Raw genomic sequence first — 25,889 nt, forward strand, 5'->3', positions numbered from 1 at the left:
ACACCGATAGATGGACGTTGCGAGCGAAGATAGGTTGCCTGACGCCGGAGCGCAGCAACCGGAGTTGACTGGCTGCTCAATGAGGATTGCTAGCACCGCCGGCAGGCAAGATATCGAGCGCAGTAGTCCATATACGGTGGACTACCCCAGCGCCAGCTGGCGCTCCTTCAGCTCCTGCAGCCGGTCGCGCAGCCGCGCGGCCTCCTCGAACTCCAGATTCTGGGCCGCCTCGAACATGGCGTCCTCGAGCCGGGTAAGCTCCTGGGCCAGCTGCTGGGGAGAGAGCTCAGCGGGGTCGTAGATCGCCTCGCGCTCCGCCACCTTGCGCTCGCCGCGGCGCCCCTTGCCCTTCCTGCCCGGCGCCTGGGCGGCCTCGAGGATATCGGCCACCGAGCGGGTCACGGTGGTCGGCGTGATGCCGTGCTCCTCGTTGAAGGCGACCTGCTTGGCCCGGCGCCGCTCGGTCTCCTCCATGGCGCGGCGCATGGAGTCGGTGACCCGGTCACCGTAGAGGATCGCCTTGCCGTGGGCGTTGCGTGCCGCCCGGCCGATGGTCTGGATCAGGGAGCGCTCGTTGCGCAGGAAGCCCTCCTTGTCCGCATCGAGGATCGCCACCAGGGAGACCTCGGGAATGTCGAGGCCCTCCCGCAGCAGGTTGATTCCCACCAGGACATCGAACTTGCCAAGGCGCAGGTCGCGGATGATCTCCACCCGCTCCACGGTGTCGATGTCGGAGTGCAGGTAGCGCACCCGCACGTCGTGCTCGTCCAGATACTCGGTGAGGTCCTCGGCCATGCGCTTGGTCAGCGTCGTCACCAGCACCCGCTCCCCCACGGCGGTGCGCAGGCGAATCTCCGAGAGCAGATCATCCACCTGGGTGCTGGCCGGACGCACCTCCAGCTCCGGGTCGAGCAGGCCGGTGGGACGCACCACCTGCTCCACCACCTGGCCGGCGTGCTCCGCCTCGTAGGGCCCCGGGGTGGCGGAGACGAAGATGGTCTGGGGGCTGATCGCCTCCCACTCCTCGAACTTCATGGGGCGATTATCCAGCGCCGAGGGGAGCCGGAAGCCGTACTCCACCAGGGTCTCCTTGCGGGAGCGGTCGCCCTTGTACATCCCCCCTACCTGGGGGACGCTGACGTGGCTCTCGTCGATGAAGAGCAGGGCGTCATCGGGGAGGTAGTCGAAGAAGGTGGGGGGCGGCTCGCCGGGGTTGCGCCCGGAGAGGTAGCGGGAGTAGTTCTCGATGCCGTTGCAGTAGCCCAGTTCGAGCATCATCTCGATATCGTAGAGGGTGCGCTGCTCCAGGCGCTGGGCCTCCACCAGGCGGTCGTGCTTGCGCAGCCACTCGAGGCGCTCGACCAGCTCCGCCTTGATGGCATCGATGGCGCCGAGGATGGTCTCCCGGGGCGTGACATAGTGGGACTTGGGGTAGACGGTCATGCGCGGCACCTCGCCCCTCACCTCGCCGGTGAGCGGGTCGAAGAGGCGGATGGAGTCGATCTCGTCGTCGAAGAGCTCGACCCGCACTGCCTCCTCCTCGGCGTCTGCCGGAAAGATGTCGATGACGTCGCCGCGCACCCGGTAGGTGCCGCGCTTGAAGTCCATGTCGTTGCGCGTGTACTGGAGCTCCGCCAGGCGCCGCAGGAACTTGCGCTGGTCGATCAGCTCCCCGCGGGTGAAGTGCAGACGCATCTTCAGGTACTGGTCGGGATCCCCCAGGCCGTAGATGGCCGACACCGAGACCACGATCAAGGCGTCGCGGCGCTCCAGCAGCGCCTTGGTGGCCGAGAGGCGCATCTGCTCGATATGGTCGTTGATGGAGGCATCCTTCTCGATGAAGGTGTCCGACGACGGCACATAGGCCTCGGGCTGATAGTAGTCGTAGTAGGAGACGAAGTACTCGATGGCGTTGTCGGGGAAGAACGCCTTGAACTCCCCATAGAGCTGGGCCGCCAGGGTCTTGTTGGGCGCCATGACGATGGTCGGGCGCTGCAGGCGCTCCACCACGTTGGCCATGGTGAAGGTCTTGCCGGAGCCGGTGACCCCGAGCAGGGTCTGGTGGGCCAGCCCCGCCTCGAGCCCGCGCACCAGGCCTTCGATGGCCGCGGGCTGGTCGCCGGCGGGCTGAAACTTCGAGGCGAGGCGAAAGGGTCTGCTCATGGGGTCTCCATTGAATGGTGGAAGGCTCAGGCCTCGACGCTGGTGCGGGTGGTGACCTCCACGGTGGAGCTGGTCATCAGCCGGTGGATGGGGCACTTGTGGCTGATCTCCTCCAGGCGTGCCAGCTGCTCGGGGTCCTCGATGCCGTGGAAGGTCATCTCCACGTCGAGGCGATAGACACCCTGGCGCTCCTCGCTGTCGTCGCGGTGTACCTTGACGCTGATGCCCTCGAGAGGCCACCCCTTGCGCTTGGCGTACATCATGGAGGTGATCGCCTTGCAGCCCCCCAGGGAGAGGTCGAAGTAGTCGTGGGGGTCAGGCGCCGTGCCCTCGCCGCCATAGGCCACCGGCACGTCGATGAACAGCTCGTCGAAGCCGTCCAGTTCGACCCGCTGGCGAAAGATATGGTTGCGTACGCTTACGACTTCAATGGTCTTCTTCATGGGGAACCTCCTTTTCACTTGACCTGGATGGGAAGCTTGAGGGCCTCGACGGCCTTGATCAGCGCATCGCGGCGGACACGGCCCTCCACCTCGGCGCCGTGGCGGCCGACCTCGGCGCTGTCGACCCCGTCGAGCATCATCAGCGCCGTGGTGATGCGGTTGATCTGATCGGCGTTCTCGACGCCCTTGAAGGTCAGCGACTGGTGCGCCATGGGCGGCTCTCCTCTGGCCCCGGGAATGTGCGAGCGAGTCTAGCATGGCGCCGCGGCGGCCACAGCGGTTGCAATGTCGCAGCGGAGCCCGCATAAGGGGACTATCCCTACCCCGACGACGAGGAGAGCACATGCAGGAGTGGATTACCGCCCTGGGCGGACGGCAGGAGGCCGATGACCGGGTCGCCTTCGACACCCCGGATCAGGCCCGACAGGCCCTGGATGGGACGGTGGTCACGCCGCTGGTGCATCTGGGCGCCCTGGACGTGATCGGCGTCGGTGCCGACAAGCTCCTGCAGGGGCAGGCCAGTGCCCAGATCGCCCACGCCGACGGCGACTTCGCCCCGCTGACCGTCTTCTGCACCCCCAAGGGGCGCATGCTGGCCAACGCCCAGCTGCTCAGGGTCGCCGAGGGGCACTACCGCCTGCTGATGCACCGCGGCCTGGTCGCCCCCCTGGCGGAGCATCTGGGCAAGTTCGCCGCCTTCTACCAGGCCAAGCTCACCCCACGAGACGACCTGGCGCTGATCGGGCTCATCGGCCGGGAGGCGCCGGCGATGGCCGAAGCGCGGCTGGACCTGGTGCCCCCGGCGGCCTGGCATCAGGCCGGCGATGCCGAACTGCAGCTGCTGACCCACCCGGGGCCCCGTCCGCGCCAGCTGATCTGCCTGCCGGCAGAGCGCGCCGAGGCCCTGTGGCAGACCCTGACCGAGCAGGCCGCGCCGGTGGGCAATGGGGTGTGGTGCCTGCAGGATATCCAGGCCGGTCTGGCCTGGCTGACGCCGGAGCACAGCGACGCCCTGCTGCCACAGATGATCAACTGGGAGGCGCTGGGCGGCATCAGCTTCAAGAAGGGGTGCTACACCGGCCAGGAAGTCGTGGCCAGGGCCCACTTCCGCGGCCAGGTGAAGCGGCGCCTGGTGCGCGCCCAGCTGGAGGGCGAAGAGCTCCCCGGCCCGGGCAGCCCGGTGGAGAGCGCCGAGGGCAAGGCGGTGGGCGAGGTGGTCGCCGCCGAACTCGATGCCTATGGCCAGGCGGAGGTGCTCGCCGTGCTGAGCACGAAGGAGGACCTGGGGCCCCTGAGCGTCGCCGGCCAGGCCTTCAAGCAGCTAAAGCTCCCCTATGCCGTGAAGCGCCTGGACCCAGAGGAGATGGTCGCCCGCGGCTGACCCTCGGCCGGGCTCGCTTACAGGCCGAGGAGGCGCCGGGCGGTGGCGGTGCTGGCCGCCGCCACCGCCTCCTCGCTCTGGCCCCGCAGTTCGGCGACGACCCGGCACACCTCCACGACCCGCGCCGGCTCGTTGCGCTCTCCCTGGCGCCCTGCCAGCGGCATGTCGGGGCTATCGGTCTCAAGCACGAAGCCATCGTCCGGCAGGGCTGCCACGGCGCGCCTCAAGCGCTTTGCCCGCGCATGGGTCACCGCACCCCCCAGCCCCACCACGAAGCCCAGATCGATGAAGCGCCGCGCCTGCTCCGGCGAGCCGGCGAAGGCGTGGATCAGGCCGCCGGCGGGCGGCGCCAGCTGACGCAACCGCTTGGCGACCCGGTCGTTGGCCCGCACACAGTGGATCACCAGCGGGAGTGCATGCGTCTTGGCCAGCCTGAGCTGGGCGTCGAAGAGTTCCCACTGGGCCTCGAGGGTATCGGCGAAGCGGGCATCGATACCGCACTCGCCCACCGCCACGACCCTGGGTGAGGCGCCGCCGCAGTGAGCCGCCAGGGTCTGGTCAAGGGCGTCCAGGTCGCTGTCGACGTGGGAGTTCATGAAATAGGGGTGCAGCCCCAGGCAGACGCTGACGTCGTCACACTTGCCCAGCGCCAGCACATCCGGCCAGCGCTGGCGCGTCGTGCCCGGCACCACGAAATGCCCGACGCCCGCCGCCCTGGCCCGCTCGAACACCGCCTCGCGGTCGGCGTCGAAGTCGGGGAAGTCCAGGTGGCAGTGGGCGTCGATAAGCATTTTGCAACTCCGCAATGAGGCTTCGAGTCGCGGCTGTTCCGGCGACAGGCCTGTTCGGGGGCGCTGTAAATACCTCCCTGTACGCTACTTTTTCCTTCCCTGGAAAAAGACCCCCTCCAGGCCTGTCCCCGGAGCCGCTCGGCTTGGCACTATCCTGCTCGGCGCTCGGCGCTCGGCGCTCGGCGCTTGTAGCTCAATGCTCCCGGGTGGGCTGGAAGCGGATCTCCGGCCAGCGCTCCTGGGTCATCTGCAGGTTGACCCGGGTCGGCGCGATATAGGTGAGGTAGCCGCCGCCGTCGATGGCCAGGTTGGCGCTCGCCTTGCGCTTGAACTCCTCGAGCTTCTTGGCGTCATCGCAGTAGATCCAGCGGGCGGTGTTGACGTTCACCCCCTCGTAGATCGCCTCCACCTTGTACTCCTCCTTGAGGCGGTGGGCCACCACGTCGAACTGCAGGGTACCCACGGCGCCGAGGATCAGGTCGTTGTTGTCCAGGGGCATGAAGACCTGGGTGGCACCCTCCTCGGAGAGCTGCTGCAGGCCCTTCTGGAGCGCCTTCATCTTGAGCGGGTCCTTGAGCCTCACCCGCTTGAAGAGCTCCGGCGCGAAGTGCGGAATGCCGGTGAAGCGCATCTCCTCGCCCACCGTGAAGGTGTCGCCGATCTGGATGGTGCCGTGGTTGTGCAGGCCGATGATATCGCCGGGCCAGGCCTCCTCCACCTGGGAGCGGTCCGAGGCCATGAAGGTCAGCGCATCGGCGATCTTGACGTCCTTGCCGATGCGCACATGGCGCATCTTCATGTTCTTCTCGTACTTGCCCGAGCAGACCCGCAGGAAGGCGATGCGATCCCGGTGGTTGGGGTCCATGTTGGCCTGGATCTTGAACACGAAGCCGGTAAAGCGCGGGTCCTCGGCCTCCACGGTGCGCAGGTCGGTCTCCCGGGACTGGGGCGGCGGCGCATACTCCACGAAGCCGTCGAGCATCTCGCGCACCCCGAAGTTACCCATGGCGGTACCGAAGTAGACCGGGGTCAGGTCGCCGCGGCGGTAGGCCTCGAGGTCGAAGGCGTGGGAGGCGCCCCTGACCAGCTCCACCTCCATGCGCAGCTCCTCGGCCTGATCCTCGCCCAGCACGGCGTCCACCTCGGGGTTATCGAGCCCCTCGATGCGCCTGTCATCGGGAATGCGGCTGCCCTGCCCCTGGGTGTAGAGGTGGATGACATCGTTATAGAGGTGGTAGACCCCCTTGAAGTGGCGCCCCATGCCGATGGGCCAGGTCATGGGCGCACACTGGATGTTGAGCACCGTCTCCACCTCGTCCATCACCTCGATGGGGTCGCGTATATCGCGGTCCATCTTGTTGATGAAGGTGAGGATGGGGGTGGTGCGCAGGCGACACACCTCCATCAGCTTGATGGTGCGATCCTCGACGCCCTTGGCGCCGTCGATCACCATCAGCGCCGAATCCACCGCGGTCAGGGTGCGGTAGGTGTCCTCGGAGAAGTCCTCGTGGCCGGGGGTATCGAGCAGGTTGACGATGCGCCCGCCGTAGGGGAACTGCATCACCGAGGTGGTCACCGAGATGCCGCGCTCCTGCTCCATCTTCATCCAGTCGGAGGTGGCGTGGCGATCGGCGCGCTTGCTCTTCACGGAGCCGGCCATCTGGATGGCGTTTCCGAACAGCAGCATCTTCTCGGTGATGGTGGTCTTGCCCGCATCCGGGTGACTGATAATGGCGAAAGTGCGTCGCAGCCCGACTTCGCGGGCCAGGGTGGGGTCTGACATCGATGATGGATTCGTCGTCGAGGCACCGCAGGGGTGCGTGAATGGTTGCCGGTTGGCGGTGGGCGCATTCTACGCCGCCAGCGCGATGAAATGTAGGCCGGCGCCGCAGCGGGTATGATAGATGGCCCGATGCGAGGAGCCGCCATGCCCACAGCCACCCAGCCACTGCCCCTTTCCACCCCTAGCCGCAACCTGGTCCGCCTGACCATCGTGCGGGGCATCACCTGGACCGGCTTTCTGGCCGGCATCATCATCGGCGTGGAGTTCCTCGGTTTCGCTCTCCAGGTGAGGGCGGTGATCGGCGTGGTCCTGGCCATGGCGTTGCTCAATCTGGCCACCTGGTGGCGGCTTGGGCACCACAGCGCCATCAGCCACGGCGAGTACCTGGCGCACCTGCTCGCCGATGTGCTGGCCCTGACCCTGCTCTTCTACTACACCGGCGGCTCCAGCAACCCCTTTATCACCTACTACCTGGTACCCGTGACCATCGCCGCCGCTACCCTGCCCTGGCGCTACGCCTGGATCATCGCCACCACGGCGCTGCTCGCCTACTCGCTGTTGATGGTCCACTATCACCCGGTCCCCCAGCTGGCCCACGGCCACCACGACCACGGTCAGGGAGTCAGCCTCCACGTGCTGGGAATGTGGCTCAACTTCGCCCTCTCCGCGGGCCTGGTCACCTTCTTCATCTACAAGATGGCCCATGCGCTGCGCAGCCGGGAGCAGGCCCTCTCGACCACCCGCGAGTCCGCTCTGCGCAATGAGCAGGTGCTGGCCGTGGCCACCCAGGCCGCCGGCACCGCCCATGAGCTCGGCACCCCCCTCTCCACCATGGCCGTGCTGCTCTCCGAGATGCGCGACGAGGCCCGGGACAACCCCATGCTGCAGAAGGATATCGAGCTGCTGCGCCAGCAGGTGGATACCTGCAAGGCCCGCCTGCGCGAGCTGGTGGAGAACGCCGACCGGCGCCGCATGGGGGAGCCCCAGGTGCGCGATGGCGAGGTCTGGCTGGCCGGCGTGGTGCAGCGCTGGCTGGTGCTGCGCCCCGATGTCAGCCACCGCCTGGAGGTGGCCGAGCGCCGCGGGCGCCCCTGGATCTCGGTGGACACCACCCTGGAACAGGCCCTGACCAACCTGCTCAACAACGCCGCCGACGCCAACCCCGATGACATCCTGATCAGTCTCGACTGGACACCCCAGGAGGTGATCATCGATATTCGCGATCATGGGCCGGGCGTGGCGCTCTCCATTGCCGACCAGCTGGGCGAGACCTTCGTCTCCACCAAGAGCAAGGGGCTCGGCATCGGGCTCTTCCTGACCCATGCCACCATCAACCGCCTCGGCGGCGGCGTGAGCCTGTACAATCACCCCGAGGGCGGCACCCTGACCGAGGTGGTGCTGCCGCGCAGCGAACCGGCCAGCTGAGCCGAACCCGACCATGAGGACACCATGCAAGAGCCAACCCCAGCCGAACGGCTGCTGATCATCGACGACGACGAGATGTTCTGCCACGTGCTGAACCGCGCCATGAGCCGGCGCGGCTTCGAGGTGCTGGTGGCCCATGACAGCGAGCAGGCGCTCTCCCTGGCGCGCCAGCACCGTCCGGAGCTGGCCACCCTGGACCTCAAGCTGGAGCATGACTCCGGCCTGAAGCTGCTGCCGGAGCTGATGGAGGCGGTACCCGAGTGCCGGGTGGTGGTACTGACCGGCTACTCCAGCATCGCCACCGCCGTGGAGGCGATCAAGCTGGGGGCAGTCAACTACCTCTGCAAGCCCGCCGATGCCGACGAGGTGCTGGCCGCCTTCGAGAAGGAGACCGGCGACCCCGAAGCGGAAGTGGCAGAGCAGCCCCCCTCCATCAACCGCCTGGCCTGGGAGCATATCCAGAAGGTGCTCCAGGAGAACGACGGCAATATCTCCGCCACCGCCCGGGCACTGGGGATGCACCGACGCACCCTGCAGCGCAAGCTGCAGAAGCGGCCGGTGCGCCGATAGACCCTTACTGCGCCGTCCACCCCAGGTCGATGTTCCAGCTCGAGCCCGTGACGGCACCGGCGGCATCGGAGGCCAGGTAGGCGACCAGCTCGGCCACCTCGGCGGGCTCGATCAGCCGCTTCACGGCGGCGTTCTTGAGCATGATCTGCTCGATCACCTGCTGCTCCTCCATGCCGTGCAGCTTCGCCTGGTCGGCGATCTGGTTGTCGACCAGGGGGGTCTTCACGTAGGCGGGACAGATGGCGTTGGCGGTGATGCCCTGGGCGCCGCCCTCCAGGGCCGCGGTCTTGGTCAGGCCGATCATGCCGTGCTTGGCGCTGATATAGGCCGACTTGCCAGGCGAGGCGACCTGGGCGTGCACCGAGGCGATATTGACCACCCGACCCCAGCCGTTCTCGCGCATGGAGGGCCAGGCCGCCTGGGTCAGCAGGAAGGGAGTGGTCAGCATCAGGTCGATGATCTGGCGCCACTTCGCCTCGGGGAATTCCTCGATGGGGGCGACGTGCTGGATCCCGGCGTTGTTGACCAGGATATCCACCCGGCCGAAGCGGCGCATGGCCTCCGCCACCGCCGCCTTGCACGCCTCCCCGTCGGTGAGGTCGGCCTGGAAGAAGACGGCGCCGGCGCGCTCGGCCACCTCGGCGCCGTCCGGATTGAAGTCCACGGCCAGCACCTGGTGGCCAAGCTCGCAGAAGTGACGCACCACGGCTTCACCGATGCCGCTGGTGGTGCCGGTGACCAGGGCGACGCGGGGAGTGGTGGGGGCAGTTCCTGACATCAGCAGCTCCTTGTCCTTTCGTTGTCATGCCCAGCGCGCAGGGCGGGAAAGATACAGCGTCCCCAGCATACGGCCGCCCGCCCTCAGGCGCCACCGTCGGCGGGCGGGCGCTCGGCCATGACCCGCTCCATCAGCTGCTGAGCGAGCCGGCTGGCCGCCTGCCGGCTGGTCACGTCCGTGAGGTCATCGAGCAGCACCAGTCGGCGGCACCAGGCCTCCTCGCCCAGGGCCACGGTCTCCAGTGGGTACTCCCCCGAGGGCAACGCCAGCCAGTGATGGCTGCCCACCTCGGGCATCTCGACGCTGTCGGCCGCGGGCACCATCACCAGCCACAGCGACACCGGGGTGACCAGGGCCCCCACCAGCTGCTCGCCGAGCTCGGGGTCGGTGTGGCGCTGGAAACAGAGGGCGTCGGCGGCAAGCCGCGGATTGAAGCCCCGCTGCCGCTTGGCGTCGCGCAGATAGCGGTGGGTCCAGCCCTCCGCGAGCCGGCCCAGTCGAGCATACTGTTCAGGGGTCAGGGCATGCATGGCGGCTCCTTCATGACGCGTTGGCGCGTGCAGTATAGCGCCGCGCCCGCCCTCCTCGCAGCCGGATGCTATGCTGGGTCCCGATGCCATCGACGCCTGGAGCCCTCATGACCGACACCGAACGCCTGGCCCTCGCCGTGGAAATCGCCCGGGAGGCTGGCGAGATGATCCGCGACGCCCGTGCCGCCCAGACCTTCGGCCACCGCTACAAGCAGGGCCATGAGCTGGTGACCGATGTGGACCTCGCCGTGGACACCCATATCACCACACGCCTGGAGGCCGCCTTCCCCGATGAGGCAAGGCTCAGCGAAGAGCTGGCACCGGAGCGCAGCGCCCTTGAGCGCGATGCCCCGCTCTGGGTGGTGGACCCCATCGACGGCACCGTCAACTTTGCTCACGGCTTTCACCACGTGGCCGTCTCCATCGCCTGGGCCCAGTCGGGTCGCGTCACCCTGGGCGTGGTGCACGCCCCCTTTCTGGGAGAGACCTTCACCGCCCTGGCCGGCCAGGGGGCCCACTGCAACGGCCAGCCTATCCGGGCCAGCCGCACCCGCAGCCTGGAGCGCTGCCTGGTGGGCACCGGTTTCCCCTATCGCCGCGATAGCCGCCCTCCGCTGATGCGCCGCCTCGCCGCCGTACTGGAGCACTGCCAGGACGTGCGGCGCAACGGCTCCGCGGCCCTGGACCTCTGCGATGTGGCCTGTGGTCGCCTGGACGCCTACTACGAGAGCGTCTCCCCCTGGGACTTCGCCGCCGGCTGGCTGATCGCCCGGGAGGCCGGCGCCCGCACCGGCCACCTCTACCCCTGCCCGGAGGGCTTTCCCGAGGATCTCTACGGCGAGAACCTGCTGGTGACGAGCCCGGGCATCCACCGGGAGCTGGGGGCGCTGCTGCGCCGGGCCGACGCCGGCGAGCTCGAGATCCCGCCGGCCCGATAGTGCGACCCAATGGCGCGGCTTGACGAGCGCTATTGGCCCCGCCGGGGCCGATCCGTCACAATGCTAGGCGTTCACTTTCAATGTCCTCCCAGGAGTCCACATGTTCGTCGTCATCTTCGGCCGCCCCGGCTGCCCCTTCTGCGTTTTCGCCCAGGAACTGGCCGGCCGCCTCGAATCCGCCGGCGCCATCGAGGGCTTTCGCTACGTGGACATGCATGCCGAGGGGCTGACCAAGGCCGACCTGGAGAAGACCATCGGCAAGCCGGTGCACACCGTCCCCCAGATCTTCATCGACCAGGCCCATATCGGCGGCTACAGCGAGTTCGACCAGCATGTGCGCGAGCACGGCCTGCTGGAGGCGGCCGGCGTCCGCTGACGCGCCCCCGGCTCGGACGATGGTCCGCCTGCCGCCCCGCCTGACAGTGAGAGCGTCATCCCGGCGTTGAATGGCCACCGGCGCCGACTGCCTATACTTCCCGCCAGCATCCACGACAAGGAAACCACTGCGATGCAGAGGGAAGAGTTCGTTCAGCAGCTGTGGCTGGACTATGTCCACCAGCACCCCGAGGTGGGCGCCCTGCGCCTCTGGCCCCTGGACGCTCCGGTGGAGTATCTGGCGGTGGTCACGCTGAATCACGGCCCCTGGCGCATGGACGCCCTGCTGCCCAGCCTGCTCCACCTGGGCTACCGCCCCCGCCACCGCCACGCCATGGCCGATCGCGGCCTGCTGGCGACGCTGCTCTCGCCCCCGGATGACGGCCCCTGGCTGGTGCTCGGCGAGCTGCAGCTCGGCACCCTCTCCCGGGAGCCGCGCCAGCGCCTGGAGTCCCTGGTGGCCCTGGCGCCGGAGGCGGACCGCCGCGGCCAGAACCTGCTCTGTCGCGGCCGGCCCTGGCCGATGCCCGACTGGGACACCTTCCAGGCGCTCAGCGCGGCGCACCCCCTGGCGGGGCTGCTCGCGGTGAACGGGCCGCGCCTGCATCACGCCGGCTTCGACTGCCAGCGCCTGGGGGAGAGCCTGAGTCACTATGACCGGCGCCTCACCGAGAGCGGCCTCGTCGGCAGCAGCGACCGTCAGCACGGCCTCTTCCCGGTGTCGGGGCTGCTCGACTACCGCTTCTATCCCGCCTGCTCCCAGCGCCTGCCTTTCGCCGACGGCGACGAGCATCGCTTCGAGAGCGGCGGCCTCGCCCTGGTGCAGAAGGCCGTCAGCGCCAACCAGGAGCGCGCCGTGGAGCTGCTGCTGCCGCACCATACCCGCTGCGAGATCACCTAATCGGGATATCCACAGATTCTGTGGATAACGCTGTGCAGAGCCCGGCCGCCAGGCGCCGGAACCCCCATGGGAGCGGGCTTTGCGCCCGCTGGTCATGAAATCGACACCCGGCAATCGCCCCCTCACAGCGACACCGTCTCCTCATAACGGCACCGGCCCGGACGCAGGCGTCCGGGCCGGTGAGCTCTCGGGAGCAACCGAGAATCAGTCGAAGGTCATCTCCGGCACATGGTCGGGCACGACCAGCTTGCCGGCGGTCTTCTCGACGATCTCCTCCACGGAGACCCCGGGGGCGCGCTCCTTGAGGTGGAAGGCGCCGTCCTTGATCTCCAGATAGGCCAGGTCGGTCAGCACCCGATTGATGCAGCCGGCGCCGGTCAGCGGCAGGCTGCACTTCTCGAGCAGCTTGGACTCGCCGTGCTTGGAGGCGTGGGTCATGGTGCAGATGATGTTCTCGGCACCGGCCACCAGGTCCATGGCGCCACCCATGCCCTTGATCAGCTTGCCGGGCACCATCCAGGAGGCGATGTTGCCCTCCTGATCCACCTCGAAGGCGCCGAGCACGGTCAGGTCCACGTGGCCGCCACGGATCATGGCGAAGGACTCGGCGGAGTCGAAGATCGCCGCGCCGGGGCGAGCGGTCACCGTCTGCTTGCCGGCGTTGATCATGTCCGCGTCGACCTCCTCCTCGGTGGGGAAGCGCCCCATGCCGAGCAGGCCGTTCTCGGACTGCAGCATCACGTCGATGCCCTCGGGCACGTAGTTGGCTACCAGGGTGGGGATACCGATGCCCAGGTTGACGTAGTAGCCGTCCTCGAGTTCGCGCGCCACGCGCATTGCCATCTGTTCGCGGGTGAGTGCCATCTTGTTGCCTCGTTGTTCGCTGGAAAGGCTTCGCTTGAGAAGCTCGGAAAGGAGCCGGCGGACCGGCGGTCATCGGGCGTTGCCGTGCCGGGCTCAGGCCTCGCGGACGGTACGTTTCTCGATGCGCTTCTCGAAGCTGCCCTGGATGATGCGATCGACGTAGATGCCAGGGGTGTGGATCTGGTCCGGCTTCAGCTCGCCCGGCTCGACGATCTCCTCCACCTCGACGACGGTGATCTTGCCGCAGGTGGCCGCCAGGGGGTTGAAGTTCTGGGCGGTGTCGCGGTAGACGACGTTGCCGTAGCGATCGGCCTTCCAGCCCTTGACGATGGCGAAGTCGGCGTGGAACGCCTCCTCGAGGATATAGTGGCGGCCGTTGAACTCGCGCACCTCCTTGCCCTCGCCGATCGGCGTGCCGTAGCCGGTGGCAGTGTAGAAGGCGGGGATACCCGCGCCGCCGGCGCGCATCTTCTCGGCCAGGGTGCCCTGGGGGGTGAGGATGACGTCGATCTCGTTGTTGAGCATCTGCTGCTCGAACATGGCATTCTCGCCCACGTAAGAGGCGTAGATGCGGCTGATCTGCTTGTCTTCCAGCAGGATGCCCAGGCCGAAACCGTCGACGCCGCAGTTGTTGGAGATGACGGTAAGGTCGTTGACCCCGCGGCGCTTGATCTCGGCGATCAGGTTCTCGGGAATGCCGCAGAGGCCGAAGCCGCCGGCGACAACGGTCATGCCGCTCTCGATGCCTGCCATCGCCTCTTCGTAGGAGTTAACGCGCTTGTCGAATCCGGCCATAGGTGGCGCCTCATGTTGTTGTGCGTGGGTGTGGTCGTGGAGACACGATGCCACCCAGTGTTGTGCCTGGCGATATATTTGTTAAGTTTGTTTTTTTTATCGATTGATGAGCCCGCCTCATAACTTTGACCTTGGTAGCATGCCGTGACCGTCAAGCAGCTTCGCGCCTTCCTCGCCGTGGCCCAGACCCTGAGCTTCACCCAGGCCTGTGAACGGCTGCACCTCTCCCAGCCGGCACTCAGCCTGGCCATCAAGGGGCTGGAGGAGAGCCTCGGCGGGCGCCTGCTGATCCGCACCACCCGCAGCGTACGCCTCACCCCCGAGGGCGACTCCTTCCTGCCCCTGGCCAAGCGTCTGCTGGCGGAGTGGGACAACGCCGAGGAGCTGATGCGCCAGCGCTTCACCCTGCAGCTCGGCCGCCTGACGGTGGCCACCATGCCCTCCTTTGCCAGCAACCTGCTGCCGCCGGCGCTGATGGCCTTTCGCAGCCGCCACCCGCGCATCAACGTCACGGTGCATGACGTGATCAACGAGCAGGTGATCGACATGGTCCGCGACCGCCAGGTGGAGCTGGGCATCGCCTTCGAACCGGAGGCGGCCGGCAGCCTCACCTTCGTCCCGCTCTTCATCGACCGCTTCGTGGCCGTGGTGCCACCGCGCTCCCTGCTGGCCCGCCATCGGCGGCTCGACTGGCAGACCCTGCTGACCCACGACTTCATCGCCCTGCAGCGCCCCTCCATGGTGCGTCGCCTGCTGGAGCAGCAGCTCGGCGAGCGCGGCATTCGCCTGCCCGCCGCCTTCGAGAGCCACCAGCTGGCCACGGTAGGCCGCATGGTGGCCAGCGGCCTGGGCGTCAGCGCCGTGCCCTCCCTGTGCGCCCGCCAGATGGAGGAGCTCGGCGCCCGCTGCCTGCCGCTTACCGCACCGTCCATCGAGCGCGCCGTGGGCATGGTGACCCACGGCGAGCTCTCCGCGGCGGCCCTCGCCCTGCAGCAGGTGCTCATGGCCACCCTGGGCAACGCCCCCCCTGCCGGCGAGTGATCACGGCTGGGCAGTCGCCCGGCGATCCTTTAGGATTGCCGCATCCGACTCGCCACCGACGGAGCCACGCATGCCGACCCTCAAGGGGCTCGTCAGTCTCCTGCTGCTTACCCTCAACACCCTGGTCTGGGGCGTGCCCCTGATTCTCCTGACCCTGGTCAAGCTGATCACGCCCGGCCGGCCGCTGCGCCGCCTGGTGCTGCGCGGGCTCAACGCCGTGGCCCTCAACTGGATCGGTTTCAACCTCTGGTGGATGCGTCACTGGCTCAAGCCGCAGCTGGACCTCGAGGTTCCCGAGGGGCTCTCCCGGGAGCAGTGGTGGCTGGTGGTCTCCAACCACCGCAGCTGGACCGATATCTTCGTGCTCTTCTTCGCCCTGCATCGCCGCATCCCCATGCCGCGTTTCTTTCTCAAGCGCCAGCTGATCTGGATCCCCATCGTGGGACTGGCCTGGTGGGCGCTGGAGTATCCCTTCATGCGCCGCATGAGCGCCGAGCAGCGCACGCGCCACCCCCATCTGGCCAAGCGTGACCAGGAGGCCACCGAACGCATGTGCCACCGCGCCCGGGAGGCCCCCATCGCCATCTTCAACTTCCTCGAGGGCACCCGCTTTACGCCCGCCAAGCGCGATGCCCAGGGCTCCCCCTATCGCCACCTGCTGCGCCCCAAGGCCGGCGGCATCGCCCAGGTGCTCAACCTGCTGGGAGACCGCCTCGAGGGCATCATCGATGTGACCCTGAGCTATGACCAGCCCGACCCCACCTTCTGGGGCTTCCTCTGCGGCCAGGAGGGGCGCATCGTACTGAGGGCGCGCACCCTCCCCGTGCCCGACTGGATGCTGGAGGGGGACTACCAGGACGACCCGGACGACAAGGAGCGCTTCCACTCATGGCTCAATGCCCTGTGGCAGGAAAAGGACGACTCGCTCTCACGCTGATGCTGGCAGCGCTGCTGCTGGGCGGCTGCGCCTCGCAGCCTGACAGCGGGGATCGCCCCGTGACCCGTGACGCCGCCGCCGCGGCCGATACCGGCAGCTGGGTGGTGGTGCAGCGCGGCGATACCCTCGGCGAGATCGCCCGGCGCGGCGGGGTCCCCCTGGAGCGACTCCAGCGTTTCAACCCCGACGCCGACTCCCGGCGCCTGGCAGTGGGACAGCGCCTGCTGATGCCTACCCATCAAGAGCGGGCGCCCTCCGGTGGCCCCTACCGCTACCAGGTGCGGCCCGGCGACACCTACTCCAGCATCGCCCGACGCTTCGGTACCCGCGCCTCTCGAATCCAGGCCGCCAACCCCGGCGTGGAGCCCAGGTCCCTGCGGGTGGGCCAGCTGATCCAGGTACCCGTCTCGACCGCCAGCGGCGGCGGGCGCGCCGCGCCCTCCTCCAGCGCCTCGAGGAGCTCCCAGGCCGCAAGCCCTCCCGCCCGGGCCAGCCTGCCGGACCCCGGCAACCTGCCCCGCTCGGCCCGCAGCTGGCCCTGGCCCCTGGAGGACTACCGGGTGGTGCGCGCCTTCGGCAGCGACAGCCGCGGCACCCTGCAGCCGATGCTGCTGGCCACCGGCCGCGGGGCCCAGGCTCGGGCGGTAGCCGACGGCGAGGTGCGCTTCGCCGACAGCATGCGCCAGCTCGGCCAGGTGGTGATCATTCACCACGCCGACAACCTGCAGAGCGTCTATGCCCAGTGCGAGCGCCTGCTGGTCAAGGACGGCGAACGCGTCACGCGCGGCACGCCGGTCTGCGAGGTAGCCTTCAGCAACGCCAGCGAACGCCACGACCTGCTCTTCGACCTGCGCCACGGCGGCAAGCCCATCGACCCGCGCCGGGTGCTGCGCTAGCGCGTCACCCAATCGTCACCCCGGCGTCGCCGGGGTGTCACCCGCCATCCCCATCCTCGGTGCCTAACAGGGCCCATGAGGGGCCCGCCACGCAGCGGGGAAGCACATGCGTATCTGCCTGGTCAGCGAGACCTGGGCGCCGGAGATCAACGGCGTCGCCCACACCCTCGGCCACCTCAGCCGCGAGGCCAGCGCCCGGGGCCATCGCCTGCAGCTGGTACGCCCGACGCCGGCCATACCCGCGCCACGCAGCGCGGGCGTGGAGGCCGAGCTCAGGGTGCGCGGCGTCACCGTGCCCGGCTACCCCCAGGTGCGCCTGGGCCTGCCGGCTTCCAGGCGCCTGACGCGCTTCTGGCAGGCGCAGCGTCCGGAGGTGATCTATCTGGCCACCCAGGGCCCTCTGGGCTGGTCGGCCCAGGCCGTGGCGAGGCGCCTGGCGATTCCCTGCGTGGCCGGCTGGCACACCAACTTCGACCACTACTGCCACGACTACGGCCTTCCCTGGCTCAGCGGCCCGGTCCGCCGTCGCCTGCGCACCTTTCACAATCGCAGCCAGGCCACCCTGGTGCCGACGCGCCAGCAGGCCGAGGAGCTCACGGCCGATGGCTTCCAGGCGGTGCGCGTCATGGCACGGGGCATCGACGGGGAGCGCTTTTCGCCGGCCCACCGCGATCCCGAACTCCGCCGGGCCTGGGGCGCCGGCGAGCACACCCCCGTGGTGCTGCACGTGGGGCGCCTGGCCCCGGAGAAGAACCTGGCGCTGCTGCGGGAGAGCTGCGTGGCCATCGGCGAGGCCCGACCCGATGCGCGCATCGTGATCGTCGGCGACGGTCCGGGGCGCAAGGCCCTGGCCGCCTCCTTGCCCCAGGCCCATTTCACCGGCTTCATTCCCGCCGACGAGCTGGCCCGCCACTACGCCAGCGCCGACCTCTTCCTGTTTCCGTCGCTCTCGGAGACCTGGGGCAATGTCCTGCTGGAAGCCATGGCCAGCGGCCTGGCATCCGTTGCCTTTCGCCATGCCGCCGGCGCCGAACTGATCGAGCATGACCACAACGGCCTGGCCCTGGCCATCGACGACGGCCGCGGCTTTCTGGGCGCCGCCGTCACCCTCTGTCAGCAGCCGGCCCGGCAGGCCCGCCTGGGTCGACATGCCCGGGAGCGGGCGCTGGCCTACGGCTGGCCGGCCATCGCCGACACCTTCCTTGCCACCCTCGACCACGCCCGGGAGATTCGCCATGGCACCTCGCGCCCCCGCCCTGCTTGATCGTCTCGACCTGCTGGAGTGGCGACTCTGCCAGCGCATCGGCCGCCTCAACCTCTATCGCCCCTGGCTCGGGCTGCTGCGCCTGGCCAGCCGCCTCGGCGACTGGCCGGCCTGGGTCGCCCTGATCCTGCTGCAGCCCCTCCTCGACGCCGCTCATGGTGGGCAGCGCCTGCTCCAGTACACCCTGACCGCCCTGGTCGCCATCGCCGTCTATCGCCTGGTGAAGACCCGGCTGTGCCGGGAGCGGCCCTATATCACCTTCGTGGGCAATGTCCGCTCCCACGAGCCGGCCCGGGACCGCTACAGCTTTCCCAGCGGCCATACCATGCATGCGGTGATGTTTCTGACGCTGACCGCGAACCACCTGCCCTGGCTCGCTCCCTGGCTGGTGCCACTGGTGCTGCTGATCGCCCTCTCCCGAGTCGGCCTCGGCCTGCACTACCTGAGCGACGTGGTGGCCGGTGCCCTGCTCGGGCTGCTGTTCGCCGGCGTGAGCCTGACCCTGGTTGGCTGACACCGGATGCACGGCTCGTCGCAGCCGCACCGCCGTGGCATCCTTGGCCGATGCCGACCGAGATCCTGCTGACCGACCCGCCCCTGTGGCTCACGACTCCCCTGCTGGGGGAGCCTGCCGCCACGGCGCTTCTTCACACCCTCGATGCCGAGCTTGACTGGCAGCGCCCCACCCTGCGCCTCTACGGCCGCGAGCACGTCATACCCCGCGCCCAGGTCTGGATGGGCGACCCCGAGGCGCACTACCGCTATTCGGGCCGGGACTTCTGCCCCGAGCCCTGGCACCCGGCCGTCGCCGAGCTGCGGGACCTTGTGATCGCCAACCTGGCAGACCAGGGCGTGCAGGCCGGCTTCAACAGCGTGCTGCTCAACCGCTACGCCGGCGGTGAGGAGCGCATGGGCTGGCACAGCGACGACGAGCCGGAGCTCGGTCGCGACCCGCTGATCGCCGCCGTCACGCTGGGGGCCGAGCGCCCGCTGCGCTTTCGCTGGAAGCCTGGCGCGGCCCCTGCCGGTGATGCGGAGACCGCCGCGCCCTTCAATGCCTGGCTGCCCCACGACAGCCTGCTGGTGATGGGTTCCGGCGTGCAGCGCCAGCTGCAGCACGCCCTGCTGCCGCGGCGGATTCCCGGGCTGCGCATCAGCCTGACCTTTCGCCGGATCCAGTCATGACGACGGTTTTCTGCTGAAGTTCAGGCCGGCTTCTTTGGTGCCATCTGATCATGGCGACAAATGATAACGGTATAAAATTTCTGAAAAAAAGGGCGGCCACCCCAAGGTGGCCGCCCCGCTTTGCCGTATCGGCTCGAGCTACCCTCAGCCCTTGTTGTGGTCCAGATCCTCGCCCGGCAGGACCTCCTTGCCATCGAAGTAGTCCCGGGTCAGCTTGAACACCACCGGCGAGAGCAGCGCCAGGGCGATCAGGTTGGGAATCGCCATCATGGCGTTGAAGGTGTCGGCCATCAGCCAGATGAAGCCCAGGTTGGCCATGGCGCCCAGGGGGATCGCCAGCACGAACAGCACCCGGTAGAGCATGATGGAGCGGGTACCGAACAGGAACTGGAAGCACTTCTCGCCGTAGAAGGACCAGCCCAGGATGGTAGTGAAGGCGAACACCGCCAGCGCCACCGAGACGATCTGGTTGCCGAAGCCCGGCAGGGCCGCGTCGAAGGAGAGCGCGGTAAGCGAGGCCCCCGCCTCACCCTCGATCCACACCGTGGAGGTCAGGATCACCAGGGCGGTGATGGTGCAGATGATGATGGTGTCGATGAAGGTGCCGAGCATGGCGATCAGGCCCTGACGCACCGGGTTCTTGGTCTTGGCCGCCGCGTGGGCGATGGGCGCACTGCCCAGGCCCGCCTCGTTGGAGAAGATGCCGCGGGCTACGCCGAAGCGAATCGCCGCCATCACCGCTGCCCCGGCGAAACCGCCGGCCGCCGCATGGGGGTTGAAGGCATAGTAGAAGATCATGCTGAAGGCCTCGCCGATCTGGCCGGCGTTGACGATCAGCACCAGCACCCCGGCGACCACATAGAGGATGCCCATGATCGGCACCAGCTTGCCGGCCACCTTGGCGATCCGCTTGATGCCGCCCAGGATTACCGCCCCGGCCAGTACCATGATCACGGTGCCGGTGATCCAGTGCGGCAGCCCGAAGGTGCTGTCCAGGGCATCCGCCACGGAATTGGACTGCACGGTATTGCCGATGCCGAAGGCCGCCACGGCGCCGAAGAAGGCGAAGGCGCCCCCCAGCCACAGCCAATTCTTGCCCAGGCCGTTCTTGATGTAGAACATCGGGCCACCGACGTGATAGCCGGTGCTGTCGGTCTCACGGTAGCGAACGGCGAGCACCGCCTCGGCAAACTTGGTGGCCATCCCCACCAGGGCGGTGATCCACATCCAGAACACCGCCCCGGGACCGCCCAGGGCGATCGCCGTGGCCACGCCGGCGATATTGCCGGTGCCGATGGTGGCGGAGAGCGCCGTCATCAGGGCGTTGAAGGGCGAGATCTCCCCCTCGTCCTCCTTCTTCTTCTCTCCCGGCACCGGCTTGGCATCCCGCCCCTGCCACATCAGCCGGAAGCCCATGCCCAGCTTGCGAATGGGCATCAGCTTCAGGCCGACCTGCAGGTAGAAGCCGACCCCCAGCAGCAGGATCAGCATCAAGGGCCCCCACACCACGCTGTTGATGGCACCGAATAGATTGTTCAAGGTTTCCACGTGAATCTCCCTTTGCGCTTGTTGTTTTGCACCGTCGTCTGGCCCCATGACACCCGGCGATCCTTCCATGTCGGGTGCCATCATGCGCAGAATCGACAAGACTAACCCGGCTAACATAGCGGAATCTTTTGCTTCATCCCAGCCTGCCGCCAATCAACGCGAGAGCGGCGCCGCAGGCGATGAAACCATGTTTCCTATCAGAAACTGGCCCCGCCCGGGCTGGGCGCCGCTCACTCAGCCAGCATAGACCGCCACCGCCCTGGTGTCGTCAGGGCGTGCCGCCTGCCACCGGACCTGGCTCCCAAGGCAGGGAAAGCCGTGTGCCAGGCCCGGGATACCGCCCTTTGCTGGACGTATCCGCCCGCTCGGGCCACCCTTGGGACGGGTCTTTGCCTCAGCATTGCGCTGGATGGACTCGCCAAACGCCGCCAATGGCGTTAGCATTCGCGAATCCCGAAAACTATTTCGTATAGGAAATTCCGATGAGCTCAATTCCCGCCAACCTTCGCTACGCCGACAGCCACGAATGGGTGCTGGATAACGGTGACGGCACCGTGACCGTCGGCATCACCGATCACGCCCAGGAAGCGCTGGGCGATATCGTCTTCGTCGAGCTTCCCGAGGTAGGTCGCGCCCTCACCCTCAAGGAGGAGTTTGGCGTGGTCGAGTCGGTCAAGGCCGCCTCCGACCTCTATGCGCCGGTGGCCGGCGAGGTGGTCGAGGTCAATGAGGCCCTCGAGGACGCCCCCGAGACCGTCAACGAATCCCCCTACGCGGACGGCTGGATCATGAAGGTCCGCCTGGAGGAGAGCGGCCAGCTCGACGACCTGCTGGATGCCGACGGCTACGGCGCCGTGGCCCAGGCCGACGACTGAGTCCGCTCCGTCTCACCTGCGCCCCGGCCGCCCTGGCCGGGGCATGACGTTGATCCCGAGTTCTTCCCCCGCTTTCGCCTTACGTGACAGGGTGCCCCCATGCCGATCGATTCCCGCCGCCTGGCCGACCTGGCCGCCCACGATGACTTCCTACAGCGCCATAATGGCCCCCGCCAGGATGACGTGGCCGCCATGCTGGCCACCCTCGACGTGGAGAGCCTGCCGGCGCTGATCGAGCGCACGGTGCCCGCGGACATCCGCCTGGGCCGCGAGCTCGAGCTCGACCCGCCCAGAAGCGAGGCGGAAGCGCTGGATTACCTCAAGCGTCTGGCCCGCCAGAACCGTGTGTTCAAGAGCTATATCGGCCAGGGCTACCACGGCACCCACCTGCCCGCCGTCATCCAGCGCAACGTGCTGGAGAACCCGGGCTGGTACACCGCCTACACCCCCTACCAGCCGGAGATCTCCCAGGGTCGCCTGGAGGGGCTGCTCAACTACCAGCAGATGGTGATGGACCTGACCGGCATGGAGCTGGCCAACGCCTCCCTGCTCGACGAGGCCACCGCCGCCGCCGAGGCCATGGCCCTCTGCCATCGCGGTAATAAGAAGGCCAAGAGCGAGGTCTTCTTCGTTGCCGACGACGTGCTGCCCCAGACCCTCGACGTGGTCCGCACCCGGGCCGCCTACTTCGGCTTCGAGCTGGTGGTCGCCCCGGCCGAACAGCTCGCCGACACCGACGCCTTCGGCGCCCTGCTGCAGTACCCCGGCGAGAGCGGCCAGGTCCGCGACCTGGCGCCGCTGCTTACCGCCGCCCGGGAGCGGGGCATCATGACCTGCGTGGCCGCCGACATCATGAGCCTGGTGCTGCTCAAGGAGCCGGGGGCGCTTGGCGCCGACATCGTCATCGGCACCACCCAGCGCTTCGGCGTGCCCATGGGCTACGGCGGCCCCCACGCCGCCTTCTTCGCCACCACCGACAAGCTCAAGCGCTCGATTCCCGGTCGCATCATCGGCGTCTCCCGGGACAGCCGCGGCGGCCAGGCCCTGCGCATGGCGATGCAGACCCGCGAGCAGCACATCCGCCGCGAGAAGGCCACCTCCAACATCTGTACCGCCCAGGCGCTGCTCGCCAACATCGCCGGCTTCTACGCCGTCTATCATGGCGCCGAGGGGCTCACCACCATCGCCGGCCGCATTCACCGCCTGACCACCCTGCTGGCCCTGGGCCTCAAGGAGAAGGGCGTTTCGCTGGCCCACGACACCTGGTTCGACACTCTGCGCCTGACCGGGGTGGATGCCGGCAAGCTCCACGGCCGCGCGCTCACCCACGAGATCAACCTGCGCTACTTCGACAACGGCGACGTGGGCGTGACCCTGGACGAGACCACCACCGCCCACGACCTGGACGTGCTCTTCGATGTCCTGCTGGGCGAGGAGCATGGCCTCTCGATCAGCGCCCTGGATGCCCGCGCAGTGGACGAGGGGGCGAGCGGGATTCCGGCGGCGTGCCGTCGGGAGAGCGATTTTCTGACCCACCCCACCTTCAAGCGCTACCGCAGCGAGACCGAGATGCTGCGCTACCTCAAGCGCCTGGAGAACAAGGACCTCTCCCTGGCCCACGCCATGATTCCGCTGGGCTCCTGCACCATGAAGCTCAACGCCACCAGCGAGATGATCCCCATCACCTGGCCGGAGTTCGCCAACATTCACCCCTTCGTCCCCCGGGACCAGGTGGCCGGCTACAAGCAGATGATCGATGAGCTCGCCGCCTTCCTGGTGGAGGTGACCGGCTACGACCACATCTCCATGCAGCCCAACTCCGGCGCCCAGGGCGAATACGCCGGCCTGGTGGCGATCCGCCGCTACCAGGCGGCCATCGGCGAGGGCCACCGCGACGTCTGCCTGATCCCGAGCTCCGCCCACGGCACCAACCCGGCCTCGGCGGCCATGGTCGGCCTCAAGGTGGTGGTGGTGGAGTGCGACCGCCACGGCAACATCGATATCGAGGACCTGCGCGCCAAGGCCGAGCAGCACAGCGAGGCGCTCTCCTCGATCATGATCACCTACCCCTCCACCCACGGCGTCTTCGAGGCCGGGGTGCGCGAGGTGTGCGAGATCGTTCACGCCCACGGCGGCCAGGTCTATGTGGACGGCGCCAACATGAACGCCCAGGTGGGCCTGTCGCGCCCCGGCGATTTCGGCGGCGACGTCAGCCACCTCAACCTGCACAAGACCTTCTGCATCCCCCACGGCGGCGGCGGCCCCGGCATGGGCCCCATCGGCGTCAAGGCCCACCTGGCGCCCTTCGTGACCAACCACGTGGTCACCCCCATCGAGGGGGTCAATGCCGACTGCGGCGCGGTATCGGCGGCGGCCTTCGGCTCCGCCTCGATCCTGCCGATCTCCTGGGCCTACATCAAGATGATGGGTGCACGGGGCCTGCGCGAGGCCACCGAGCTCGCCATTCTCAACGCCAACTACATCGCCAAGCGCCTCGGCGAGCACTATCCGGTGCTCTACAAGGGCGAGAACGGCACCGTGGCCCACGAGTGCATCATCGATATCCGCCCGCTCAAGGCGGCCTCGGGCATCAGCGAGGAAGATATCGCCAAGCGCCTGATGGACTATGGCTTCCACGCCCCCACCATGTCCTTCCCGGTGCCCGGCACCCTGATGATCGAGCCTACCGAGTCGGAATCCCGCTACGAGATCGACCGCTTCTGCGACGCCATGATCGCCATCCGCGAGGAGATCCGCCGGGTCGAGGCCGGCGACTGGCCGGCGGACGACAACCCCCTGGTGAACGCGCCGCACACCCAGGCCGACCTGATGGACGAGAGCTGGGAGCGCCCCTACTCACGAGAGCTGGGCGCCTTCCCCTCCCAGGCGGTCAAGGCGGCCAAGTACTGGCCGGCGGTTAACCGGGTCGACAACGTCTTCGGCGACCGGCAGCTGGTCTGCTCCTGCCCAAGCATCGACGAGTATCGCGAGTGACTGCTCCCTACCCTAAGCGCTGACGCGCCACGGGCGAGGCTTCCCACTTCTCAGGCAGCAGCCGGCGATGTGCCGGACCTACGCAAGCCTCCATGGGCAGAGACGGACAGCCCTTCCGCCTTCAACTGGATGATGCCTTGCTGCTTGAGGTTCAACGCCGCGTTGATGTCCCGGTCGTGCTGTGTGTGGCAGGCCGGGCACTCCCACGACCGGACGTTCAACGGCATGGCGTCTCTCTTGTGATGGCAGATATGGCAGGTCTTGGAGCTGGCAAACCACGGGGCAATCTTGACCAGATGTTTGCCCTGCTCCCTGGCTTTATAATCCAATTTGGTGATCAAGGCATACCAGGACGCATCGCCGATGTGCTTGGCGAGGCAGGCGCTCTTCATCATGTTGCCGACCTTCAGCGTCTCGACGATCACCGCTTGGTTGTCGTCAACAATCTGTCGAGAGAGCTTGTGCTGGAAGTCGTGGCGGGCATTGGCGATCCGCTCGTGCGCCTTGGCGACGAGTAACCGTGCCTTGGCGTGATTGGCGCTGCCCTTCTTCGTGCGGGACAACGCCTGCTGCTTGCGCTTGAGGTTTTGCTGCGCCCGCTTGAGGAAGCGAGGGTTGGCGATCTTGCGGCCGGTGGAGTCAATGGCCAGATGCGACAGCCCCATATCGAGGCCCACGACCTTGGCGGCGTCAACGTCCTTCAGCGGTGCCGGGGCGGCCTGCTCGGTGTCAAACAGCAACGAAGCGTAGTGCTTGCCGGTGACGGTACGGGTCAGGGTGATGCTTTTCAGTCTGCCCTCGACCTTCCGATGCACCCTGGCCCTGATCGGTCCGAGCTTGGGCACCTTGATCCAGTCGTCGCCGGCCTTGACGCCGACGCAGTGATAGCTGGATTGCTTGCCTCGTTTGCTCTTGAAGCGCGGGTAGCCGCCCTTCTGCTTGGGATCGAAGAAGCGCTGGAAGGCATGATCGAGGTTCAGGCACGCCTGCTGGAGGGCCATGGAATCCGCCTCTTTCAGCCAGCCATACTTACGCGATGTCTTGGCCACCGGCAGGAGCTTCTTGATGTCGTGCTTGGCACTCAACGACTGGCCGTGGCGCTGGTAGCGATGCGACATGATGCGAAGGCCGGTGTTGTAGCAGAAACGCACCGCGCCGAACTGGCGGTTCAGGAACGCCGCCTGCTCGGTCGTAGGATAGAGTCGTATCTTTGTGGCCTTCAGCATAGCCATCCGCCAGAGACTGGATGTATGCACAGCTTATGCCGGCTGGCCAAATCCTGCAAACCCCGCAGCGCTATCGCACTGCCCGCTTACCTCCCCGCCCGAGTGGGCGAGCGTTTACGCGGATTTCGCTGAACCACTCCCAACCCTGATCTATCTCCCCTCGGAGATACAGGCCCGCGAGGTGCC

The 25,889-nt window shown here is 67.7% G+C and carries 25 protein-coding genes; 14 read left to right on the top strand and 11 right to left on the bottom strand.

The window, feature by feature from the left end:
• Positions 1–141: 141 nt before the first annotated feature.
• Genes uvrB through NHL60_RS09935 form a run of 3 tightly spaced genes read right to left on the bottom strand, consistent with a single transcriptional unit; the run spans position 142 to position 2,818 of the window.
• The gene (uvrB, locus tag NHL60_RS09925; RefSeq protein WP_253442771.1) at positions 142–2,163 is read right to left on the bottom strand and encodes an excinuclease ABC subunit UvrB; all 2,022 of its coding nucleotides are present in this window, start codon (positions 2,161–2,163) and stop codon (positions 142–144) included.
• A gap of 26 nt (positions 2,164–2,189) precedes the next feature.
• Positions 2,190–2,606: an OsmC family protein gene (locus NHL60_RS09930; protein WP_253442773.1), complete on the bottom strand. Its 417-nt coding sequence runs from the start codon at positions 2,604–2,606 to the stop codon at positions 2,190–2,192.
• 14 nt (positions 2,607–2,620) lie between these two features.
• Positions 2,621–2,818 (bottom strand): hypothetical protein, encoded by a 198-nt coding sequence (locus NHL60_RS09935; RefSeq protein ID WP_253442775.1) that lies wholly within the window; start codon positions 2,816–2,818, stop codon positions 2,621–2,623.
• Between the two features lie 131 nt (positions 2,819–2,949).
• On the opposite strand from NHL60_RS09935, the gene NHL60_RS09940 reads away from it, so the two are divergent.
• Entirely contained in the window at positions 2,950–3,987 is a 1,038-nt protein-coding gene (locus NHL60_RS09940) for a folate-binding protein YgfZ (RefSeq protein ID WP_253442776.1), read from the top strand.
• 17 nt (positions 3,988–4,004) lie between these two features.
• Here NHL60_RS09940 and NHL60_RS09945 read toward each other — a convergent pair whose 3' ends face one another.
• Both NHL60_RS09945 and prfC read right to left on the bottom strand, forming a co-directional pair.
• Positions 4,005–4,778, bottom strand: coding sequence for a TatD family hydrolase (locus NHL60_RS09945; protein WP_253442777.1), 774 nt, complete (start codon positions 4,776–4,778; stop codon positions 4,005–4,007).
• 193 nt (positions 4,779–4,971) lie between these two features.
• A complete protein-coding gene (gene prfC, locus NHL60_RS09950; RefSeq protein ID WP_253442779.1) occupies positions 4,972–6,561 on the bottom strand; it encodes a peptide chain release factor 3 in 1,590 nt (529 codons plus the stop codon).
• A 144-nt stretch (positions 6,562–6,705) separates the two neighbouring features.
• Between prfC and NHL60_RS09955 the strand changes: the two genes are divergently transcribed.
• Positions 6,706–7,986 carry an ATP-binding protein gene (locus NHL60_RS09955; protein ID WP_253442780.1) on the top strand — a complete coding sequence of 427 codons (1,281 nt, stop codon included), beginning with the start codon at positions 6,706–6,708 and terminating at the stop codon, positions 7,984–7,986.
• 24 nt (positions 7,987–8,010) lie between these two features.
• Positions 8,011–8,556 carry a response regulator transcription factor gene (locus NHL60_RS09960; protein WP_253442782.1) on the top strand — a complete coding sequence of 182 codons (546 nt, stop codon included), beginning with the start codon at positions 8,011–8,013 and terminating at the stop codon, positions 8,554–8,556.
• Positions 8,557–8,560: 4 nt separating this feature from the next.
• Here the strand turns inward: NHL60_RS09960 and NHL60_RS09965 are convergent, their stop codons facing one another.
• Both NHL60_RS09965 and hybE read right to left on the bottom strand, forming a co-directional pair.
• A complete protein-coding gene (locus NHL60_RS09965) occupies positions 8,561–9,334 on the bottom strand; it encodes a 3-hydroxybutyrate dehydrogenase (RefSeq protein ID WP_253442785.1) in 774 nt (257 codons plus the stop codon).
• Positions 9,335–9,417: 83 nt separating this feature from the next.
• Positions 9,418–9,864 (bottom strand): [NiFe]-hydrogenase assembly chaperone HybE, encoded by a 447-nt coding sequence (gene hybE / locus NHL60_RS09970; RefSeq protein ID WP_253442792.1) that lies wholly within the window; start codon positions 9,862–9,864, stop codon positions 9,418–9,420.
• 107 nt (positions 9,865–9,971) lie between these two features.
• Between hybE and NHL60_RS09975 the strand changes: the two genes are divergently transcribed.
• The 3 genes from NHL60_RS09975 (at position 9,972) to NHL60_RS09985 (ending at position 12,078) form a co-directional block, all read left to right on the top strand.
• On the top strand, positions 9,972–10,802 hold the full coding sequence (locus NHL60_RS09975; RefSeq protein WP_253442810.1) for an inositol monophosphatase family protein: 831 nt from the start codon (positions 9,972–9,974) through the stop codon (positions 10,800–10,802).
• A gap of 100 nt (positions 10,803–10,902) precedes the next feature.
• Complete coding sequence (locus NHL60_RS09980) at positions 10,903–11,178, top strand: GrxA family glutaredoxin (RefSeq protein WP_253442815.1); 276 nt, start codon at positions 10,903–10,905, stop codon at positions 11,176–11,178.
• A 132-nt stretch (positions 11,179–11,310) separates the two neighbouring features.
• Positions 11,311–12,078 (top strand): DUF1338 domain-containing protein, encoded by a 768-nt coding sequence (locus tag NHL60_RS09985; RefSeq protein ID WP_253442818.1) that lies wholly within the window; start codon positions 11,311–11,313, stop codon positions 12,076–12,078.
• Positions 12,079–12,282: 204 nt separating this feature from the next.
• Here NHL60_RS09985 and NHL60_RS09990 read toward each other — a convergent pair whose 3' ends face one another.
• Both NHL60_RS09990 and NHL60_RS09995 read right to left on the bottom strand, forming a co-directional pair.
• Positions 12,283–12,942 (bottom strand): CoA transferase subunit B, encoded by a 660-nt coding sequence (locus NHL60_RS09990; RefSeq protein WP_253442821.1) that lies wholly within the window; start codon positions 12,940–12,942, stop codon positions 12,283–12,285.
• Positions 12,943–13,035: 93 nt separating this feature from the next.
• Positions 13,036–13,737, bottom strand: coding sequence for a CoA transferase subunit A (locus NHL60_RS09995; protein WP_253442824.1), 702 nt, complete (start codon positions 13,735–13,737; stop codon positions 13,036–13,038).
• A 144-nt stretch (positions 13,738–13,881) separates the two neighbouring features.
• On the opposite strand from NHL60_RS09995, the gene NHL60_RS10000 reads away from it, so the two are divergent.
• From NHL60_RS10000 to NHL60_RS10025, 6 genes are all read left to right on the top strand, one after another.
• Positions 13,882–14,778: a LysR family transcriptional regulator gene (locus NHL60_RS10000; protein ID WP_253442827.1), complete on the top strand. Its 897-nt coding sequence runs from the start codon at positions 13,882–13,884 to the stop codon at positions 14,776–14,778.
• Positions 14,779–14,848: 70 nt separating this feature from the next.
• Positions 14,849–15,715, top strand: a complete 867-nt coding sequence (locus NHL60_RS10005; RefSeq protein ID WP_253442830.1) for an acyltransferase — start codon at positions 14,849–14,851, stop codon at positions 15,713–15,715.
• Positions 15,667–16,611, top strand: a complete 945-nt coding sequence (locus tag NHL60_RS10010; RefSeq protein ID WP_253442833.1) for a M23 family metallopeptidase — start codon at positions 15,667–15,669, stop codon at positions 16,609–16,611. The genes NHL60_RS10005 and NHL60_RS10010 overlap by 49 nt, the downstream gene beginning before the upstream one ends.
• Positions 16,612–16,717: 106 nt before the next feature.
• Positions 16,718–17,875, top strand: coding sequence for a glycosyltransferase family 1 protein (locus tag NHL60_RS10015; protein WP_253442836.1), 1,158 nt, complete (start codon positions 16,718–16,720; stop codon positions 17,873–17,875).
• Complete coding sequence (locus NHL60_RS10020) at positions 17,847–18,389, top strand: phosphatase PAP2 family protein (protein ID WP_253442839.1); 543 nt, start codon at positions 17,847–17,849, stop codon at positions 18,387–18,389. The genes NHL60_RS10015 and NHL60_RS10020 overlap by 29 nt, the downstream gene beginning before the upstream one ends.
• Before the next feature lie 50 nt (positions 18,390–18,439).
• A complete protein-coding gene (locus NHL60_RS10025) occupies positions 18,440–19,060 on the top strand; it encodes an alpha-ketoglutarate-dependent dioxygenase AlkB (RefSeq protein WP_253442842.1) in 621 nt (206 codons plus the stop codon).
• Between the two features lie 144 nt (positions 19,061–19,204).
• Here NHL60_RS10025 and NHL60_RS10030 read toward each other — a convergent pair whose 3' ends face one another.
• Entirely contained in the window at positions 19,205–20,608 is a 1,404-nt protein-coding gene (locus NHL60_RS10030; RefSeq protein ID WP_253442844.1) for a sodium:alanine symporter family protein, read from the bottom strand.
• A gap of 482 nt (positions 20,609–21,090) precedes the next feature.
• Here NHL60_RS10030 and gcvH point away from each other — a divergent pair, with 482 nt between their 5' ends.
• Positions 21,091–21,483 carry a glycine cleavage system protein GcvH gene (gcvH, locus tag NHL60_RS10035; protein ID WP_253442847.1) on the top strand — a complete coding sequence of 131 codons (393 nt, stop codon included), beginning with the start codon at positions 21,091–21,093 and terminating at the stop codon, positions 21,481–21,483.
• 99 nt (positions 21,484–21,582) lie between these two features.
• Positions 21,583–24,477, top strand: a complete 2,895-nt coding sequence (gene gcvP / locus NHL60_RS10040; RefSeq protein WP_253442850.1) for an aminomethyl-transferring glycine dehydrogenase — start codon at positions 21,583–21,585, stop codon at positions 24,475–24,477.
• A gap of 50 nt (positions 24,478–24,527) precedes the next feature.
• Here the strand turns inward: gcvP and NHL60_RS10045 are convergent, their stop codons facing one another.
• Positions 24,528–25,703, bottom strand: a complete 1,176-nt coding sequence (locus NHL60_RS10045) for a transposase (RefSeq protein WP_253442853.1) — start codon at positions 25,701–25,703, stop codon at positions 24,528–24,530.
• Between the last annotated feature and the right edge of the window lie 186 nt (positions 25,704–25,889).

The sequence above is a fragment of the Halomonas sp. Y3 genome (assembly GCF_024137965.1).
Lineage (GTDB): Bacteria > Pseudomonadota > Gammaproteobacteria > Pseudomonadales > Halomonadaceae > Halomonas > Halomonas mongoliensis.

Excerpts from the sequence above, each read along its gene's own strand:
- NHL60_RS09985 (WP_253442818.1), top strand. The coding sequence starts at position 11,311 with ATGCAGAGGGAAGAGTTCGTTCAGCAGCTGTGGCTGGACTATGTCCAC.
- NHL60_RS09995 (WP_253442824.1), bottom strand. The coding sequence starts at position 13,737 with ATGGCCGGATTCGACAAGCGCGTTAACTCCTACGAAGAGGCGATGGCA.
- uvrB (WP_253442771.1), bottom strand. The coding sequence starts at position 2,163 with ATGAGCAGACCCTTTCGCCTCGCCTCGAAGTTTCAGCCCGCCGGCGAC.
- NHL60_RS09945 (WP_253442777.1), bottom strand. The coding sequence starts at position 4,778 with ATGCTTATCGACGCCCACTGCCACCTGGACTTCCCCGACTTCGACGCC.
- NHL60_RS10020 (WP_253442839.1), top strand. The coding sequence starts at position 17,847 with ATGGCACCTCGCGCCCCCGCCCTGCTTGATCGTCTCGACCTGCTGGAG.
- NHL60_RS09935 (WP_253442775.1), bottom strand. The coding sequence starts at position 2,818 with ATGGCGCACCAGTCGCTGACCTTCAAGGGCGTCGAGAACGCCGATCAG.
- NHL60_RS10045 (WP_253442853.1), bottom strand. The coding sequence starts at position 25,703 with ATGCTGAAGGCCACAAAGATACGACTCTATCCTACGACCGAGCAGGCG.
- hybE (WP_253442792.1), bottom strand. The coding sequence starts at position 9,864 with ATGCATGCCCTGACCCCTGAACAGTATGCTCGACTGGGCCGGCTCGCG.
- NHL60_RS09965 (WP_253442785.1), bottom strand. The coding sequence starts at position 9,334 with ATGTCAGGAACTGCCCCCACCACTCCCCGCGTCGCCCTGGTCACCGGC.
- NHL60_RS10015 (WP_253442836.1), top strand. The coding sequence starts at position 16,718 with ATGCGTATCTGCCTGGTCAGCGAGACCTGGGCGCCGGAGATCAACGGC.
- NHL60_RS10005 (WP_253442830.1), top strand. The coding sequence starts at position 14,849 with ATGCCGACCCTCAAGGGGCTCGTCAGTCTCCTGCTGCTTACCCTCAAC.
- NHL60_RS09955 (WP_253442780.1), top strand. The coding sequence starts at position 6,706 with ATGCCCACAGCCACCCAGCCACTGCCCCTTTCCACCCCTAGCCGCAAC.
- NHL60_RS09975 (WP_253442810.1), top strand. The coding sequence starts at position 9,972 with ATGACCGACACCGAACGCCTGGCCCTCGCCGTGGAAATCGCCCGGGAG.
- NHL60_RS10010 (WP_253442833.1), top strand. The coding sequence starts at position 15,667 with ATGGCTCAATGCCCTGTGGCAGGAAAAGGACGACTCGCTCTCACGCTG.
- gcvP (WP_253442850.1), top strand. The coding sequence starts at position 21,583 with ATGCCGATCGATTCCCGCCGCCTGGCCGACCTGGCCGCCCACGATGAC.
- gcvH (WP_253442847.1), top strand. The coding sequence starts at position 21,091 with ATGAGCTCAATTCCCGCCAACCTTCGCTACGCCGACAGCCACGAATGG.
- NHL60_RS09990 (WP_253442821.1), bottom strand. The coding sequence starts at position 12,942 with ATGGCACTCACCCGCGAACAGATGGCAATGCGCGTGGCGCGCGAACTC.
- NHL60_RS09980 (WP_253442815.1), top strand. The coding sequence starts at position 10,903 with ATGTTCGTCGTCATCTTCGGCCGCCCCGGCTGCCCCTTCTGCGTTTTC.
- NHL60_RS10025 (WP_253442842.1), top strand. The coding sequence starts at position 18,440 with ATGCCGACCGAGATCCTGCTGACCGACCCGCCCCTGTGGCTCACGACT.
- prfC (WP_253442779.1), bottom strand. The coding sequence starts at position 6,561 with ATGTCAGACCCCACCCTGGCCCGCGAAGTCGGGCTGCGACGCACTTTC.
- NHL60_RS09940 (WP_253442776.1), top strand. The coding sequence starts at position 2,950 with ATGCAGGAGTGGATTACCGCCCTGGGCGGACGGCAGGAGGCCGATGAC.
- NHL60_RS09960 (WP_253442782.1), top strand. The coding sequence starts at position 8,011 with ATGCAAGAGCCAACCCCAGCCGAACGGCTGCTGATCATCGACGACGAC.
- NHL60_RS09930 (WP_253442773.1), bottom strand. The coding sequence starts at position 2,606 with ATGAAGAAGACCATTGAAGTCGTAAGCGTACGCAACCATATCTTTCGC.